This is a genomic window from Nitrosarchaeum sp. (assembly GCF_025699065.1).
In the GTDB taxonomy this organism is placed as follows: Archaea; Thermoproteota; Nitrososphaeria; order Nitrososphaerales; family Nitrosopumilaceae; genus Nitrosarchaeum.
Window position 1 is genome coordinate 311,818 of record NZ_JAILWF010000001.1, and the last position, 15,749, is coordinate 327,566.

The window sequence follows — 15,749 nt, forward strand, 5'->3', positions numbered from 1 at the left end:
TAATTAATCATGGGCTTGTTTGGTTCAAAAGAAGATACTGAAGACATGATGTACAATGCGATGTCTTTACTTGAAAAAAATCAGCCAAAAGGAGCAATTCAAATATTTACTAAAATATTAAAACAAGATCCAAAAAATATATCTGCATTATACAATAAAGGACTTGCATTAAATCAAATCAAAAAATACAGCGATGCAGTAACTTGCTTTGATTTACTATTAGAAATTAACCCCAAAGATGCAGCAGCAATTAACAATAAAGGAATAGCAATGGCCGAATTAGGAAATATACAAGGAGCATCAGAGTGTTATGATAAAGCAATTGAAGTAGACCCAAAATACGGGCCATCATATTTTAACAAAGGAGTTTTGCTTGACAAATTACAAGAACATGAGGAAGCCTTGAATTGTTTTGAAAAGGCAATACAAGTATCACCAAGTAAACCAAATGCCCAGTTTTACAAAGGAATCATTTTGGGTAAATTAAAGAGGCATGAGGAAGCCTTGAATTGTTTTGAAAACGTATACAGAAAAAACCCAACTCATATGGATGCATTGTTTCATAAAGGAATAGAATTAGCAGAAATAGGAAAACATGTGAAAGCAATTGAGATATTTGATCAAATCCTATCAAAGCACAAAGATAATGTAAATATTATATATGCAAAATCAAGAAGCAAGGCATCTCTAGGAATGTTTCCGGAATCATTAGAATTGCTAAAACAAGCAATCTCAAAAAACCCCAAAACAATTAGGGCATGGGCTAAAGAAGAAAAAGCATTTACCCAATTGCACACAAATGACAAGTTTAGAGCACTTGTGAAATTATAAAAAAATTATTTACAAAATTTTGTTTCTAACCGCGTCGATTCGAAATATTTCAATTTTTTTGTTTGGACCTACTAACCGAGCTTCAAATATCGGAATGTAAATTTCTGAGATAGTATTTAGAGTAAATTTATCATTTAGATTACGTATATCTTGCTCTAATGGTTTTTTTAGAATGATTTTTAGTTGTTCAACAGCAACATCATATGTTATTTCGGGTTTTTTAGTAGTAGAAGAATTAGATTTCAATATTTGCTGAGGATAATTCTCGACAGTTTTAGAATTAATCGTAAATTGAAATTTTATCTCTCTACCATGATGATCAAAAGTAACTTCACCTTCTTCTTCGATAAACACATGTTCTTCCAATGGAAGTTCAATCTTGTTTTTTCCACGATTTCCAACAAATGCCTTTCTAAGAGTAGATTTTGATTCAATTGGAAAAATACCACCTCCAAGAACAACTTCCTTGACATTAGAATCCACAGAAATAATATGAGTTGACTTTCTAAAATAATCAGCAACATATCTCCCAGAAATTTTCAATATGCTTTCGTAACAAAGAGTAAGAGACTGAACATGAACTTCTTCTGGGCTAGGTTTTTTTAACAATTTTTTAAATAGTGAAGTTTTTTTATCTTCAATTATTACTGATGCTTCTTTTTCATCAATAATTTTTTTTAGAACTATTGTTTTAATATCATATTTGTTTTCAGTCAAAATTCCATAAAATTTAGAGCGTTGTCGCTATTAAATCAATTGTAAAATTCAACGCTTAGGAAAAATATATTACATTTGAAAAGACCATACATTGTATGGTCACAGAAAAGAAAGTGGGACGCATTGAAAGATTTCTAAAAAAAGCTGACAGAGCAATAGATGAAGGAATCAAGAGAGCCGATGAGGCTTTAGATGACGCCGTAGAATTTGGAGGAATGGCTGCAAATCAAGCAAAAAAGACAAGTAATGAACTCAGAAATAGAGCAATTAAAGAAAAAGCAGAAATCACAACAAAAGGAATTAAAAAAATTAATGAAAGCATTGCTGCAGTTAAACAGGCCACGATTAAAACCAATGAAGAGTTAGCAACATTAGAAAAATTAGGAGAACTACGAAAAGCAGGAGTATTAACAGAAAAAGAATTTCAAGAAAAGAAAAAGAAAATTTTATCGAGAATATAATATGAAAAAATCAAACATAAACTCTAAAGGAGATAAAAGAAAAATCAATCCAAATTGGTTTACAAATAAAGTTCACATGAAAGATATTTCTTCAAAAATCAAATCTAAAGAACAAGATATCTACCATGTCTATTTTGAAAATGGAGCAAAAACAAAGATTCACTCTCATAATGGAAATCAAATACTAATAGTTACCAAAGGAGCAGGCAGCCTTGAGATGTTTAGAAAATACGGGACAAAGAAAACAGAATTTAAAATCAAAAAGATTGAAAAAATTAGCCTCAATGAAGGCGATGTTGTATACATTCCATCAAATACACTTCACACGCATGGAGCAACTAGTAAAAAGATGTTTTCGCACATTGCAATCAATATCCTACCAGCTAAAAATTCAGAGTATAAAACGGCATGGTATGAATCAGACTTTAAGACAAAAGTCACAAAAAAAATATGAACATCCAAAATGTCAGTTAGAAAAAGTTCTGAAATTGAAGAAATTCCAGGCAGTGAAGGATCAAAGATAAAACAATACTTTCATCCACACAATACACTAAATGGTATTGGGTATAGCTTAGCTCATTTCACATTAGAACCTGGGAAAAAAACCATCTTACACAAGATAAAATCCTCAGAAATTTACTTTATTTTAGAAGGAGAAGCTACACTGATGATCGATGATGAAAGACATCAAGTAAAAAAAGATGATTCTGTTTATGTACCGCCATCATCAAAGCAATACATAGAAAATACAGGAACCGTAAATCTACGATTTTTATGCATAGTAGAACCAGCATGGAAACCAGAAGATGAAACCGTCTTAGAATAAACATAAAAACGATAAATCGTATGAAATTGTTTTTAAGATAAAAGATATCCTTAGAATTATTGAATAGATTTCAAGCCCTCAGAACACTAAATATAAAATCAGATTCATCAATGGAGGACGTGAAATTAGCATATAGAAAATTAGCTCTAGAATATCATCCAGACAAAAATATTAGCGAAAAAGAAGGAATTGAATTTAAAAAAATTACAGAGGCATATAATTATTTGAAGAAAAACACTACAGAAGATAACAATAATTCTAAAGAAAAATTCACAGATTCAAATAACAAAACTAATTTTGAAAGAAAATCGCAATGGGGAGCACCGCCGGGTGGAAAAATACCAGAGGAAGACTGGAGTAGATACACTAGGGAGTTTGAAGAAGGAGATCCCACTTTTTGGAGAGAGTATGAAAAAAAATTCTGGGAAGAATACAATGCACGTGTACGCTCAGATGGAAAACAAGGAGAGTATGAAAAAGCTAAAGAGCCTGAAAAACAACCAAATCTCTTTGTGAATGTTGATAAAAGTTTGTGCATAGGATGTTGTAGTTGCGAAATGATTGCTCCTGATGTGTTTTCAATTAATAGAAATTCAAGATCAAATCCAAAATCGTCAGTTATTAATCCAAAAGGTGCAGGAATTAATAAAATAATGAATGCGGCAGAAACATGTCCAACTAAAGCAATAATTGTAGAAAATGTAGATACAAAAGAAAGATTATTTCCTTATTAGAATTATTTTAATTTATCATAAATTTCTTCAATTTCATAATCAGAAAATTTTACAGTTTTAAACATACAATGAATTGGTCCTGCAGAATCACCGTGAGTACGAGGAACTAGATGCACATGAACATGCGGAATCTCTTGTCCGGCATCTTTACCATTATGAACTGCTACAAGTGTTGAACCAGTTAATTTATCAACTTTTGAGAGCACTTTGTGTACAAGTGAAAATAAATCAGAATTTTCCTCATGACTCATGTCTTGGATTTTCATGTGATGATTTTTTGGGATTATCAAAGTATGTCCTTTTGCAAGTGGAAAAGCGTCCAAAAATGCAATAGAATGACTAGTCTCTTGAATAATTTTTGCAGGAATTACTCTAGAAATTATTTTACAAAATATACAATCCATATCCTATTAACAAATAAACAAAATATTAACTTCTATGGTTGAACAATAGTAGCCCAAGCGAGTCCTCTTCCAAACTTTATCGTTGTTTTATCTCCTGCCTGTAATTCACATTTTTGAATTTTTTTAGGAATCATATCTTTTGTTTCAACATAACACGTACCTTGGTCATTATTCAAAATAATTACTTCTTCAAAAACGTCTTCTCGTATTAAATTCCAAAATGGAAAAACAATTGTAGATAAAACTAAAGCGGCAACAACAAAGGCTCCACCAAAAATAAAACCCATTTTTTGGCTATATGTAAATTCCAACTACCAAGTACCGCCTGCGCCAGAATTTGGATCAAGCTTCTTTTCAGGAATATTACCATGTGCCTTTTTTGTGTGTCTCTTTAGTCGTTCTGGATCATGTAACTCTAAACCACATACATTGCATTTGGTTTCATTTCCATTGTCTTTATTTCGTTTGAATAGACCCATAATTATTCAATATTTGAAATACATTAAAAACGATACGGTCTTTTTATAATTTTAACTTTAGAAAACAGTTATCATTAAAAATTTTTTGGCAACAGTGAGTTTGAAACATTATAAAATGAATAATTAAATTTTAGTTTAGATTTTTGTAGTAAAGTTTGATAATTGTGTCTACTACTTTATCAGTATCCACTTCTTTTTCTGCACTTACTAAAAGTAAATGATCATCACCCAAATAAAGCGAAAAACGTTTAACCTCATCATATTCAGCCAACGTGTATTTTGTTTTACCAAGCCATTTTGACACTTCCTTTCTTGATTGCCAGTCTAAAATAGCCAAGGTAACCAATTCATTTTCTTTGTGTTCAGAAAGAATACTTGTCAAACCCTTACGTAAACCGCCACCAACACGAACAGCCCATTGGTCATAAACAGTTGCAAATCTAATTTTCGGATTTGAATCTAAAATTTCTGAGCAAAAATTTTCGTAATTCAACAAAGATACTATTTCTTTCTAAGTATTAGAGGTTTAGTTTTAAAAAAATATAGGCATAAACCTATTTGAGATATTTCATAAATTGGATTAATTTTTGCTATTTTGTCTTAAAAGATATTTCTTGTCCATTTCCAATTGGAACGGTAATAGATTCAATAGAGGGAATTCCATGAATGTGGTTAAGATATTTTTTTATATATTTTTTAAATCGTATTGGATAAAGTATGTTGTCTGCAGCAATTATACCATCTTTTTTTAACATTGATAAGCAGATATCAAAATAAATTGAATACAGTTCTTTATCGGCATCAATAAATACAAAATCAAAATAATTTTTAGAATTAGATTTTACAGATTTTTTCAATTCTAATAAAACGTTTTTAGCTGTACCCTCTTTGATTTCAATCATTTTAGATACACCTGCTTTACGAAAGTTTTTTTGTGCAATGTTTATTTTGTATGGATTTTGCTCTATAGTAATTATTTTTGAGTTTTTTCCAATGATTGCATTAGCAAACCACAAAGTAGAGTAACCAAAAGAAGTACCTATTTCAAGTATTTTTTTTGGTTTGTGGGTTTTAAGAAGAATGTTATAAAAAATTCCAGTATCTTTAGTAATTGCGAGTATTCTTTGATCATGTGAAATTTTTTTATAGTTTTTTTCTTCATATTTTGATCTTTTTTCCAATGAATGCAAAACTCGGGCAATTTTTTTATCCAATAATAAACATTACACATAACCTGAATTTAATAGTATGAACCAATCAATAACACTAAGGAAGATATTATCAATGTTAAGTGAGAAACAAATCTACAATGTAGTTAAATGACAAATAGAAAAAATTTAATTATTTTCTATCCATATGTTTTATACAATATTTCATTTAATTGTGCTTTCAAGGCTCCAATCTGACCTCGTAAATCAATAATATTGGCAGTATGCATTTCTATCTGCTCATTATAATTTGATGGTTTATTTGGGTCATGAGTAATAGAGCGCAACATATTTCTTTCACTTACAATATCGTTTTGAAGTTTAGTTAATTGATTTTCTATATCAGTGATTTTAGAATTAGATTCTGCATTTCCAGCAGGAGCTGCCTTGATTGATGTTAGATTTCCAGACAATATCTTTACAGAAGACATCTGACATGTATTTGGAGCGATTTTATCACCTAATTTGACATTGATGGTTTCCATATCAGAAGTTACTGAAATAACAGGAAGTTTTACTGTTGTTTTACCTGCACATGCTTCAAAGACCGCATCATATGTATTCTCACCAGTAAGTGCTTTTTTTGCCATTACTAAAGTTGCGGATTGGTCTTCAATCGGAGTACCAGTAAAGGATAATTTTTGAACATCATATTTTTCTTGGGGTACTGCATATACAGCAAAGTACAACCTGTAAAGATCTTCTTTGGTTTCATTTAGTTGCTTTCTAAGTTCAGTTATCTTTGCAGTTTGAGTAACATCTGGAGCCGATTTGGTACCTAATAATTTTCTTGCAGTATCAAGTTCTTGTTGCAAAGATAATACCTTTGCTTCTAAATCAGACAGGGTCTTTGAAATATCGCCCTGGTTTAGTAAAGTAATTTTTATAGTATTTGGATCAGTTGCTTTGATAAAAGTAGCACTGATAATGCAGGTATTTGGCTCAACTGTTTCGGGTATCTCATAGCGTTGTGTCTCACTATCAGATTTTATCAAAATATCAGGAACGTAGATCTTTTGAGACGACGAACATATTTCAAATGCAACATCATACCCAGATACAGCATATTTTGGAGATACCTTTCCAAATTGAGTCTTTATTGGTTCTACATACAATTTATTTATCGTTCCCAAAACAAAGTCGTCTTGAGAAGATTGAGCGTTCAAAAGTGTTTCATCAACTGGTTTTGCCCAGCCTTTTGATACAAGCTTTAAAACATTATCAGTTTTTACACATGCAATAGAATTTGTTCGTTCACGAATTACTTTGAACATTCCACTGTCACATGTTAGATCATCAGAAGAGATACCCAGATTGATCTGTTTTTTTAAAGAAAGAATATCTGCAAATGAATCTTGCAAACTAGGCACCATCATAAGCATTGAAACAGAAAATAATAAAAATATTAAAAATAAATTAAATTTTTTTACAAACATGATATTTTTAAGTTATGATAATATTTAAGTGGTCTCAATTTGATATCATCAAAAATTAAAGTCATTTGAATTGCTCAAGTATATCAGAATTAAAATTCATATGACCATTTTTTCTCATAGTACTAGAGATACAAAATAATATTTTTTGAATCAAGAGTAATCATCCTCAAAAATCCAAGATAATCCCATCATGTCAAGAGCACAAATATTTTGTCTTGAAACAATATTCAAGTGAAGTTTTTCTTCCTCTTTTACTGGGAGACTTTCAACCAGATTTTCTGTAGCCTCGGAGTGGCTATTTTCAACATATTGTATTTGTTGCATTTTCAAAATTATTAAATCAAAAAGATATTTGTCAATAGTGTCGTGTTTGTGGCATGCCTTTATTTTGAATTTAAAACATAATTTCAAATGATAGAAATTTGAAATTTATGATGTTTTGTATTTGTTAGATAATATCAAACAAACGAAAATTCCTTTTCCAGAGATAGCATCAGCCCTATGATTCACGCCTTTTGGGATAAAGATTGTTGTAGGGGAGCTAACCTTATAGATTTCATCATCTAATTGAATTTCATAAACTAGTTTATCATCATGTGAAAGGATCAAATTTACTTCATCCACATCATGCTTATGCAAACAACTGTATTTTGATATTTTTTTATCAGATACATTAACAAAATGAACTGCAGTATGAATTTTGGATTCAGGGATAATTTTTTGACTCAACATAGAAATACGTTTAATAGATGTTTTTTGATGGAACGGAATTTTTGATAATGGTTCATTAATTCCCTTTGTAATGTATTTTTTATATTTCTTCATAATTTAGAAATATAATTTTTAGTATAAAACAAGTCTGATTACAAGTCATCATATAAACAACAAAGAATATCAAGATACATGCAACAAGACAGAACCTCAGAATGGTTTGTTCCAAAGATTGGTCCAAAAAACTTTAGAATTGGAATTGGAATGTTGTTTTTACCTTATACTGCCATTGTTACATGTTTTGCATTATGGGGGTCACTTGTAACTGATTTTACTCTTGACAGAATAGTTTCAATAGGGATAATCTATTTTCTTGCAGTGGGGGTAGCAGCTCACTTTCTTGATGCGGTATGTGGAAAAACTAAACCTTGGGGGCCACTACCAAAAAGAAAAATAACATCAATTGCAATATCATCACTTGTAATTGTATTTACTATTGGACTATATTATGCATTTTTGGATTCCCCATTATTATTCCCCATAGGAATAATTGAAGGATTTTTTCTGTTTGCATATAATCTAGAACTTTTTGGTGGAAAATTTCACAACAATATATCAACCATAATATCTTGGGGAATTTTACCAGTGTTTGCAGGGTCTGCAATACAATCAAACTCAATTTCAATTGAGACAATAATTTTAAGCTGTATTTCTGCAGGGGTAACTTATGTTCTAATAACAACATCTAGAAAATACAAAGAACTCAAAAAAGATGAAATTGAAATTAGTAAAATCAAAAATAAAGAAAATGTTTTAAAAATCATCACATTAGTTGTGTTATCAGGAACTATTTTGTTTTTTATTTTACGAGTTTAATTTTTGTCCTATTATCACTGCACATGAATTGAGCGTCATGTATTCAATATCTACATCTAAACCATACTTTTTCATAACAGAAACATAATCGCCAAGCCAATTACTTGAACGAATTAGTTTTGGAAGTTCAACAAATGCATCATGCCAAGTTGGGATGAAATATCCAATAAAATGTAATAAAACAAAATAACTATTCCATAAATAACGAATGAAAATATTTTTAGGATATGTGAAATCATGTAAGATTATTACTCCGTTTGGATTTAAGTGTAAAATGCATTTTTTGATTAATGTTTGTGCATCACAATATTTTGGAATGTAAGACGACACAATTGAATCAAATTTTTGTTCAATTTTGAGGACTTCTGCATCTTGATGAAGAAATAGAATATTTTTAAATGATTTAGAATTGGATTTTGCAACATCAAGATAACTAGGAGTAATGTCAACCCCTACTATAGTGGCATCTTGAAATTTTTGTGCTATCATTCTAGTCAATATTCCAGTACCACATGCCAAATCTAAGATAGAGTTCCCATGAATTTTATTAAGAATATGTCTTTTCCAGAGTAGATCTTTACCAAATGTTGCATATCTAACAATTTTATCATATGAACCAGCCGTATTTGTAAAAAATTTTGACACGAGATTTTTCGGAAAATAAATTGACAATCATAAGACATAGATCCATGTGACGTATATGCATTAAGAGTAAATTAAAAAAGATCAAAGTCATTATCAAACTTGAAAATTTGCAATAATTTGTTAAATTAGGCATACAAAATACAACCATGGCGAAATCAAAAAAACCTGCCAAAACAAGTTCCAGAACAACTCTAACATCAAATTGGTTTGACATTAACAAGTCAATTGATAACCTAAGACAGGAAATGGAAAAAGCGTTTTTGTCATTCCCCTCAATATCCATGCCAAAAATGAACCATACCTCTTGCGATATCATTGATGAAGGAAATCAATTCAGAGTAAAAATGGACACTCCTGGAATTCAAAAAAATGAGATAAAGCTCAATGTAACTGAAAACTCAATTGAGGTTACCGGAGAACATAAAGAAGAAGAAGAAAAGAAAAAGAACTATCTAAGAAAAGAAAGACACAGCATGTCATACTATCAAACAATTCCTCTCTCGGAGAAGATAGTTCCAAACAAAGTAAAAACAAAACTAACAGATGGAGTGTTAGACATAGTATTGCCAAAAAGTAAACCAACACCCACACCAAAGAAAAAAGCTGTAAACGTACAGTAGTTTTTTCTTATTTTTTAATTGAATGATTCGGTAGAAATCCAGAGTAATACATTATAAAGGATAATTGATTTTAAAAAAGTCTGATGAATCTCAAAAACATCACAGTATTAGGTTCTGGAATTATGGGTCATGGTATTGCACAAGTTTCAGCTACTGCAGGATACAACGTAGTTCTAAGAGATATCGAACAGGGATTTTTAGATAAAGCAATGGAGAAGATCAAATGGAGTTTAGACAAATTAGCAACTAAAGGAAAAATAACACAACAAGAGGCAGATGCTATTTATTCAAGAATAACACCGGTTGTAAATCTTGCAGATGCTGTAAAAAATGCACAATTAGTTATCGAGGTAGTTCCAGAAATTATGGATTTAAAGAAAAAAGTCTATGCAGAACTAGATTCAGTTGCAGACAAAGATGTAATATTTGCATCAAATACAAGCACTTTACCAATTACAGAAATCGCAAACACGACATCGCGTCCAGACAAATTCATCGGAATTCATTTTTTTAATCCACCTCAATTAATGAAATTAGTAGAAGTGATTCCAGGTGAAAAAACATCACATGACATAGTTGATTTAACTTTAGAATATGTAAAATCTGTAAAAAAAGAATCGGTAATTTGCAGACGAGATGTTCCAGGTTTTATTATCAATAGATTATTCATTCCAATGGTTCATGAAGCATGTTACATGATGGACAGAACCGGAGCAACAATGACTGAAATTGATTCGGCGGTAAAATTTAAGCTTGGTTTTCCAATGGGGATTTTTGAGCTAGCTGACTTTACTGGAATGGATGTAATACACAAGGCAACTACAGAGATGTATCTTAGAGATAAAAAAGTGATTTTACCACATCCGACAATTGAAAAAATGTTTGATGCAAAAAAACTTGGTCAAAAATCAGGGGAAGGATTTTACAAATACTCGGACGATAAATATGAACGTGTTGCATTATCTGAAGAGATGGCACAAAAATGCAATCCAATTCAACTTGTTGCAAATATTTTAAACAATGCAGCTTGGCTTGTTTCTAACAAAGCAAGTGATATTGAAGAAATTGAAAAAGCTGCATTTCTTGGATTAGGATTAAAAAAACCACTCTTTGAGACAGCAAAAGAAATAGGAATTAAAAACATTGTAAATGAATTAAAACAGTTAGCAACAAAACACGGTAAATTTTACGAGCCAGATCCGTTGCTAATTGCTATGCAATAATTCAAGAACTTTCTTTACAGCATCTTTTGCAGTGTCAACACCAATAATTTTGACGTTTTTTCTATGATCAACATATCCGTCAATGAATTTATCTGCAGCCCCACCTGTATTTCTGATTGCAACCATAGGTTTTTTGTGCATATATGCGGCGCAAATCTCAGATAATGTTCCAGAGCCTCCACCGACTATTATTATTCCATCAGCAGATAACGCAGTTAGAAAATCTCTTGTAAGCCCCATACCACTTGGAATCACAATGTCACAAAATTCATTTGCATAGGACGGATCATCTTGAGGAATTATTCCAACAGTTAGACCATTGGAGTCATGAGAACCCTTAGCTGCTGCTTTCATCACACCGCCCAATCCACCAGTCATTAAAACACAATTAGATTTTGCTACTTCACACCCAATTTCATATGCAATTTTTTCATGTGCGGGAGTACAGCCATTATCATTATGACCAATTACCAAAATCTGGGTTTTCTTTATCAATAAAATGATTCAATTATTCACCATCTAATACTTTCCTAACGCAAAAGATATTAAATAATAAAATACAAATCAGTCATGGAAAAACGTTCAATGCCAGTTTGTTTTACAGCAAAACAATACAAAATGATCGAAGAATTTGCCAAGAGAAACGGTATGCTAAATACAAGTCAAGCTCTTGAAAAGATCTTAAGCAGTTAATTATTTTCGTCATTTTTTGTTTTTATTTAATCCAAAATGACATGGTTTTAGGCTTTAATTAGACAGATGAATTCTGTATTAACTTAAATTATTTCAATTATAACATGTGGTGTGGGATTACTAAGTAGAAAGCCAACATATTGTAGTATTTGCAATAAGGAGCTTACACACAAACATAAACCAAAAAGAGAATGGAACATCAAAGGAAGACTTTGCGGAGACTGTCATTTTGAGAAATCAAAGGAATTCTATGAAGGAAAAGTCAGACAAGCATGTGTTTTGTGCGGAACTACAAAGATAATCTCAGAGTTATGGGAACCAAGATGGCAGTGGGATATGGAAGGATTGTTGTGCAAAGAATGTTTTGACAATAAAGAAAAATCATTTGATATAAAAAAGAAATTTTGTGCAATATGTGGGACAACTATGGGGTTTATCAGACATAATCCAAAAAGTAAATGGAAGATTGAAGGTCAACTTTGTAGAAAATGTTGGGACGATAAAAAAGCAGAACTGGGATAAAATGGGGTTTTTTAAGAAATTTGCATGCGATATTTGTAATAGAAAATTTTCTCATCAAGAAGAATTGATGAATCATAAGCAGATTGTACATGGAAAAGATCTACAATACGATTGTAAAGAATGTAAAAAATATTTTTCAAATATGGAAGATATGAGAACTCATTTACAAAGAGAACATAGTTACAAAAAAGACAGATAATTAAATTGCCTTTACTGTTTTTACTACAGGCGGTCTTACCTTAGTAAATACTCTAAATCCACAAATGCATTTTATTTCAGGTAATCTAGATAGCTCTGTATTTGAGACGTTAGTTCCACATCGTAGACATGAATAGATTACATCAAATGTTTCAATAGGAGTTTCTTCAACTGTTTCAAAATTTTCTTCGGCCATATTTATCATCAAAATTTCTATAATTTAAGGATACCAGATTAAGTCAGAGATAATTCAATGTAAACATCATCAGGGATTTTCAGTCTCATTAATTGTCGTATTGCTTTATCATCGGCATTAATGTTAATTATTCTTCGATGCATTTTCATCTCCCATTTTTCATATGTCTCAGTTCCGCTGCCACATGGGGATTTTCTTGTTGCAACATGTAATTTTTTAACAGGAAGCGGAGTTGGACCTTTAACTTTAACACCGGTCTTTTTACCAATACCCATGATCTCATTACAAACACCATCAAGTTTAGGAAGACTTATGCTTGTTAATTTGACACGAGCAGTTTGAGTCATAGCAACTCAACCTATGGTTTGTACTCTTCAGTAATTTCCTTAACAATTCCTGCTGCAATAGTTGCACCCATGTCTCGTAGTGCAAATCTACCCATTTCAGGAAATTCTTGGAAAGTTTCTATGCAAGTTGGTCTTACAGGTCTAATTTTTACAATTGCTGCATCACCAACTTTAAGGAACTTTGGATTTTCTTCTTCAACTGCTCCTGTAGCTGGATTAATTCTTTGTAAGAATTCAGTTACAGTTGCTGCTACTTGTGAAGTGTGACAGTGCATTACTGGAGTGTAACCAGGTGCAATTGCAGTTGGGTGATGAATAACAATAATTTGTGCTTTGAATTCTTTTGCAACCTTTGGTGGTGCATCAGGAGTTCCAAGTACATCCCCTCTTTTGATATCTTTCTTTTCAATACCTCTGAGGTTGAATCCAATGTTGTCACCTGCTTCTGCAGTTGGCATTTCAGTATGGTGAGTTTCAATTGATTTGATTTCACCAAGTGCACCAGAAGGCATTACAATAATTTTTTGTCCTGCTTTCATGATACCAGTTTCAACTCTACCTACAGGTACAGTACCTACACCAGTAATTGTGTAGACGTCTTGAATTGGAACACGTAGTGGTTTACCAATTGGTTTTTCAGCTACTGTAAAGTCATCAAATGCTTGAATGAGTGTCTTTCCAGTATACCATGGCATGTTTTCAGATTTTTTAACCAAGTTATCGCCCTTCCATCCAGAAACTGGAATGAATGGTACATTTTCTAATTTATAACCGACAGATCTGACTAGTTTTTCGCCTTTTTCTTTTGCTGCTTTGTATGCTACCTCTTTGTATTCGACTGCATCCATTTTGTTAATTGCAACAATGATTTGGCCCACACCTAGTGTTTTAAGCAAAAATGCATGTTCTCTTGCTTGACCGCCTGCAGCAATTGCAGTATCAGTTTCACCTTCTTTTGCAGAAAGTACTAGAATAGCAGCATCTGCTTCAGAAGCACCAGTAATCATGTTTTTGATAAAGTCCCTGTGACCAGGTGCATCAATTAATGTAAAGAAGTATTTTGGTGTCTCAAATTTTTGGAAAGCAAGATCAATTGTAATTCCTCTTTCTCTTTCATCTTTAATATTATCCATAACCCAAGCGTACTTGAAAGTATCACCTTTTCCGGTCTTCTCGGATTCGGCTGCGTGTGCTGCAATAGTTCTATCATCTACAACACCGAGATCCATTAAGAAATGACCCATAGTTGTTGATTTTCCATTATCAATATGACCTGTAACAATCAGGTTCAAGTGTGGTTTAACTGCCATATGACATCCGTGTTGGAGGGGATTTATTACTGTTATGAATTTTTGAAAAAAATATAGAAATTTTTCTAGATTTTTCAGATCAAAAAAAAATAAAAAATTACACATAAATCAAAGGGAAAAACAGAGAAGTTATGAAAATTACAGTTTCAGTTATCAAAGCTGATGTAGGAGGAATCGGCGGACATACTAGACCAAGTGATGCACTAATAGAAGCAGTTAGAAAAACTGTCAAAAATTCTGGAGATTTACTAATTGACCACTATATTGGATATTGTGGAGACGATGTCCACATTGTCATGTCACATAAACATGGAATTGATAATGATAAAATTCACAAACTTGCATGGGATGCATTTATGGCAGGTACTCAAGTTGCAAAGCAAGAAGGACTTTACGGAGCAGGACAAGATCTTCTAAAGGATTCATTTTCAGGAAATGTAAAAGGAATGGGTCCAGGTGTTGCAGAAATGGAATTTGAAGAAAGACCAAATGAAGCATTTACAGTTTTTGCTGCAGATAAAACAGAACCAGGCGCATTTAATTATCCAATTTACAGAATGTTTGTAGATAGTTTAAGTAACACAGGTTTGATCGTAAACAAGTCACTTGCAAGTGGAGTGATAATTAATGTAATGGATGTTGAAGAAGGTAAGATTGCAAAATTATCTTTGTGGGAAGACAAACCAACTATCGAAGCAGCGTTGATGTATCCAGGAAGATATGTTGTTTCAACAGTAACTACAAAGCAAGGAGAACCGATACTTGCAGCATCAACTGACAGACTACACAACATTGCAGGAACTTATGTAGGAAAAGATGATCCAATATTACTGATTAGAACACAAAAGAATTTTCCAGCGACTGAAGAAGTAGGAAGTGTATTTAACAATCCACATTATGTTGCAGGCAATACAAGAGGAAGTCACAACATGCCATTGATGCCAGTAAAACTAAATTCTGCAGCATCGATCAATTTTTGCATTCCAATTGTAGAGGCACTAGTCTTTAGCATGCATGATGGAAAGTTTACGGGCCCATTTGATGGATTTTCAACTCCTGATTGGGATTATGTCAGAGAGATCGCAACAAAAAAAGCACTTGCAATGAGAAGTCAAGGATTCATTCATCCAGCAACACTTGTTCCATCAGAATTAGAATATGCCGAAGGATATAGAGCAAGAATGGATATACTAGAAACCAAGATGGTTCCAATTGATGACACAATATCAAAGTCCGAAAAGAAAGAAAATTACGAAGACCCAGATTAAATAATCAGAAAGGGTTAATACAAATCAGAGCGTATCAAAATCAC

General features: G+C 32.0%; 26 protein-coding genes. 12 read left to right on the forward strand and 14 right to left on the reverse strand.

Annotation, left to right across the window (positions count from 1 at the left end; genetic code table 11):
• Window positions 1–9: 9 nt before the first annotated feature.
• A complete protein-coding gene (locus K5782_RS01905; protein ID WP_297463556.1) occupies window positions 10–831 on the forward strand; it encodes a tetratricopeptide repeat protein in 822 nt (273 codons plus the stop codon).
• A 9-nt stretch (window positions 832–840) separates the two neighbouring features.
• Here the strand turns inward: K5782_RS01905 and K5782_RS01910 are convergent, their stop codons facing one another.
• Entirely contained in the window at window positions 841–1,548 is a 708-nt protein-coding gene (locus K5782_RS01910; RefSeq protein ID WP_297463557.1) for a hypothetical protein, read from the reverse strand.
• Window positions 1,549–1,643: 95 nt separating this feature from the next.
• Between K5782_RS01910 and K5782_RS01915 the strand changes: the two genes are divergently transcribed.
• From K5782_RS01915 to K5782_RS01930, 4 genes are read left to right on the forward strand one after another with little or no spacing between them, the layout of a single operon-like run.
• Window positions 1,644–2,009 (forward strand): SHOCT domain-containing protein, encoded by a 366-nt coding sequence (locus K5782_RS01915; RefSeq protein ID WP_297463559.1) that lies wholly within the window; start codon window positions 1,644–1,646, stop codon window positions 2,007–2,009.
• A gap of 1 nt (window position 2,010) precedes the next feature.
• Complete coding sequence (locus K5782_RS01920; protein ID WP_297463560.1) at window positions 2,011–2,463, forward strand: cupin domain-containing protein; 453 nt, start codon at window positions 2,011–2,013, stop codon at window positions 2,461–2,463.
• Window positions 2,464–2,472: 9 nt separating this feature from the next.
• Window positions 2,473–2,835: a cupin domain-containing protein gene (locus K5782_RS01925; RefSeq protein WP_297463561.1), complete on the forward strand. Its 363-nt coding sequence runs from the start codon at window positions 2,473–2,475 to the stop codon at window positions 2,833–2,835.
• Window positions 2,836–2,894: 59 nt separating this feature from the next.
• Complete coding sequence (locus K5782_RS01930) at window positions 2,895–3,569, forward strand: DnaJ domain-containing protein (protein WP_297463562.1); 675 nt, start codon at window positions 2,895–2,897, stop codon at window positions 3,567–3,569.
• Between the two features lie 2 nt (window positions 3,570–3,571).
• Here the strand turns inward: K5782_RS01930 and K5782_RS01935 are convergent, their stop codons facing one another.
• From K5782_RS01935 to K5782_RS01970, 8 genes are all read right to left on the reverse strand, one after another.
• Window positions 3,572–3,973 (reverse strand): HIT family protein, encoded by a 402-nt coding sequence (locus tag K5782_RS01935; protein WP_297463564.1) that lies wholly within the window; start codon window positions 3,971–3,973, stop codon window positions 3,572–3,574.
• Between the two features lie 32 nt (window positions 3,974–4,005).
• Window positions 4,006–4,284, reverse strand: a complete 279-nt coding sequence (locus tag K5782_RS01940; protein ID WP_297463565.1) for a hypothetical protein — start codon at window positions 4,282–4,284, stop codon at window positions 4,006–4,008.
• Window positions 4,285–4,452: a hypothetical protein gene (locus K5782_RS01945; RefSeq protein WP_297463566.1), complete on the reverse strand. Its 168-nt coding sequence runs from the start codon at window positions 4,450–4,452 to the stop codon at window positions 4,285–4,287.
• A gap of 130 nt (window positions 4,453–4,582) precedes the next feature.
• The gene (locus K5782_RS01950; RefSeq protein WP_297463567.1) at window positions 4,583–4,945 is read right to left on the reverse strand and encodes a DUF6659 family protein; all 363 of its coding nucleotides are present in this window, start codon (window positions 4,943–4,945) and stop codon (window positions 4,583–4,585) included.
• 97 nt (window positions 4,946–5,042) lie between these two features.
• Window positions 5,043–5,666, reverse strand: coding sequence for an O-methyltransferase (locus K5782_RS01955; protein WP_297463568.1), 624 nt, complete (start codon window positions 5,664–5,666; stop codon window positions 5,043–5,045).
• 134 nt (window positions 5,667–5,800) lie between these two features.
• The gene (locus K5782_RS01960) at window positions 5,801–7,030 is read right to left on the reverse strand and encodes a hypothetical protein (protein WP_297463688.1); all 1,230 of its coding nucleotides are present in this window, start codon (window positions 7,028–7,030) and stop codon (window positions 5,801–5,803) included.
• Between the two features lie 216 nt (window positions 7,031–7,246).
• Window positions 7,247–7,420: a hypothetical protein gene (locus K5782_RS01965; RefSeq protein ID WP_297463569.1), complete on the reverse strand. Its 174-nt coding sequence runs from the start codon at window positions 7,418–7,420 to the stop codon at window positions 7,247–7,249.
• A 105-nt stretch (window positions 7,421–7,525) separates the two neighbouring features.
• On the reverse strand, window positions 7,526–7,921 hold the full coding sequence (locus K5782_RS01970; protein ID WP_297463571.1) for a 2-isopropylmalate synthase: 396 nt from the start codon (window positions 7,919–7,921) through the stop codon (window positions 7,526–7,528).
• Window positions 7,922–7,999: 78 nt separating this feature from the next.
• On the opposite strand from K5782_RS01970, the gene K5782_RS01975 reads away from it, so the two are divergent.
• A complete protein-coding gene (locus tag K5782_RS01975) occupies window positions 8,000–8,683 on the forward strand; it encodes a hypothetical protein (RefSeq protein ID WP_297463572.1) in 684 nt (227 codons plus the stop codon).
• On the opposite strand, the gene K5782_RS01980 is transcribed toward K5782_RS01975, so the two are convergent.
• On the reverse strand, window positions 8,672–9,328 hold the full coding sequence (locus K5782_RS01980) for a class I SAM-dependent methyltransferase (RefSeq protein ID WP_297463573.1): 657 nt from the start codon (window positions 9,326–9,328) through the stop codon (window positions 8,672–8,674). The two genes, K5782_RS01975 and K5782_RS01980, sit on opposite strands and share 12 nt — an antisense overlap.
• A gap of 146 nt (window positions 9,329–9,474) precedes the next feature.
• On the opposite strand from K5782_RS01980, the gene K5782_RS01985 reads away from it, so the two are divergent.
• Both K5782_RS01985 and K5782_RS01990 read left to right on the forward strand, forming a co-directional pair.
• Complete coding sequence (locus K5782_RS01985; RefSeq protein ID WP_297463574.1) at window positions 9,475–9,948, forward strand: Hsp20/alpha crystallin family protein; 474 nt, start codon at window positions 9,475–9,477, stop codon at window positions 9,946–9,948.
• 83 nt (window positions 9,949–10,031) lie between these two features.
• Window positions 10,032–11,171: a 3-hydroxyacyl-CoA dehydrogenase family protein gene (locus K5782_RS01990; RefSeq protein WP_297463575.1), complete on the forward strand. Its 1,140-nt coding sequence runs from the start codon at window positions 10,032–10,034 to the stop codon at window positions 11,169–11,171.
• On the opposite strand, the gene K5782_RS01995 is transcribed toward K5782_RS01990, so the two are convergent.
• Complete coding sequence (locus K5782_RS01995) at window positions 11,154–11,666, reverse strand: TIGR00725 family protein (protein WP_297463576.1); 513 nt, start codon at window positions 11,664–11,666, stop codon at window positions 11,154–11,156. The two genes, K5782_RS01990 and K5782_RS01995, sit on opposite strands and share 18 nt — an antisense overlap.
• A 75-nt stretch (window positions 11,667–11,741) precedes the next feature.
• Between K5782_RS01995 and K5782_RS02000 the strand changes: the two genes are divergently transcribed.
• The 3 genes from K5782_RS02000 (at window position 11,742) to K5782_RS02010 (ending at window position 12,585) form a co-directional block, all read left to right on the forward strand.
• Complete coding sequence (locus K5782_RS02000) at window positions 11,742–11,864, forward strand: hypothetical protein (protein WP_007550830.1); 123 nt, start codon at window positions 11,742–11,744, stop codon at window positions 11,862–11,864.
• A gap of 111 nt (window positions 11,865–11,975) precedes the next feature.
• The gene (locus K5782_RS02005) at window positions 11,976–12,386 is read left to right on the forward strand and encodes a hypothetical protein (RefSeq protein ID WP_297463577.1); all 411 of its coding nucleotides are present in this window, start codon (window positions 11,976–11,978) and stop codon (window positions 12,384–12,386) included.
• Between the two features lies 1 nt (window position 12,387).
• On the forward strand, window positions 12,388–12,585 hold the full coding sequence (locus tag K5782_RS02010; RefSeq protein ID WP_297463578.1) for a C2H2-type zinc finger protein: 198 nt from the start codon (window positions 12,388–12,390) through the stop codon (window positions 12,583–12,585).
• On the opposite strand, the gene K5782_RS02015 is transcribed toward K5782_RS02010, so the two are convergent.
• Genes K5782_RS02015 through tuf form a run of 3 tightly spaced genes read right to left on the reverse strand, consistent with a single transcriptional unit; the run spans window position 12,586 to window position 14,437 of the window.
• Entirely contained in the window at window positions 12,586–12,789 is a 204-nt protein-coding gene (locus K5782_RS02015; RefSeq protein WP_366069260.1) for an RNA polymerase Rbp10, read from the reverse strand. It abuts the gene before it with no gap.
• A gap of 29 nt (window positions 12,790–12,818) precedes the next feature.
• On the reverse strand, window positions 12,819–13,127 hold the full coding sequence (gene rpsJ, locus K5782_RS02020) for a 30S ribosomal protein S10 (RefSeq protein WP_007550834.1): 309 nt from the start codon (window positions 13,125–13,127) through the stop codon (window positions 12,819–12,821).
• Window positions 13,128–13,138: 11 nt separating this feature from the next.
• Window positions 13,139–14,437 (reverse strand): translation elongation factor EF-1 subunit alpha, encoded by a 1,299-nt coding sequence (tuf, locus tag K5782_RS02025; RefSeq protein ID WP_297463581.1) that lies wholly within the window; start codon window positions 14,435–14,437, stop codon window positions 13,139–13,141.
• Between the two features lie 131 nt (window positions 14,438–14,568).
• Between tuf and fbp the strand changes: the two genes are divergently transcribed.
• Entirely contained in the window at window positions 14,569–15,705 is a 1,137-nt protein-coding gene (gene fbp / locus K5782_RS02030; RefSeq protein ID WP_297463583.1) for a fructose-1,6-bisphosphate aldolase/phosphatase, read from the forward strand.
• The last annotated feature ends 44 nt before the right edge of the window (window positions 15,706–15,749 follow it).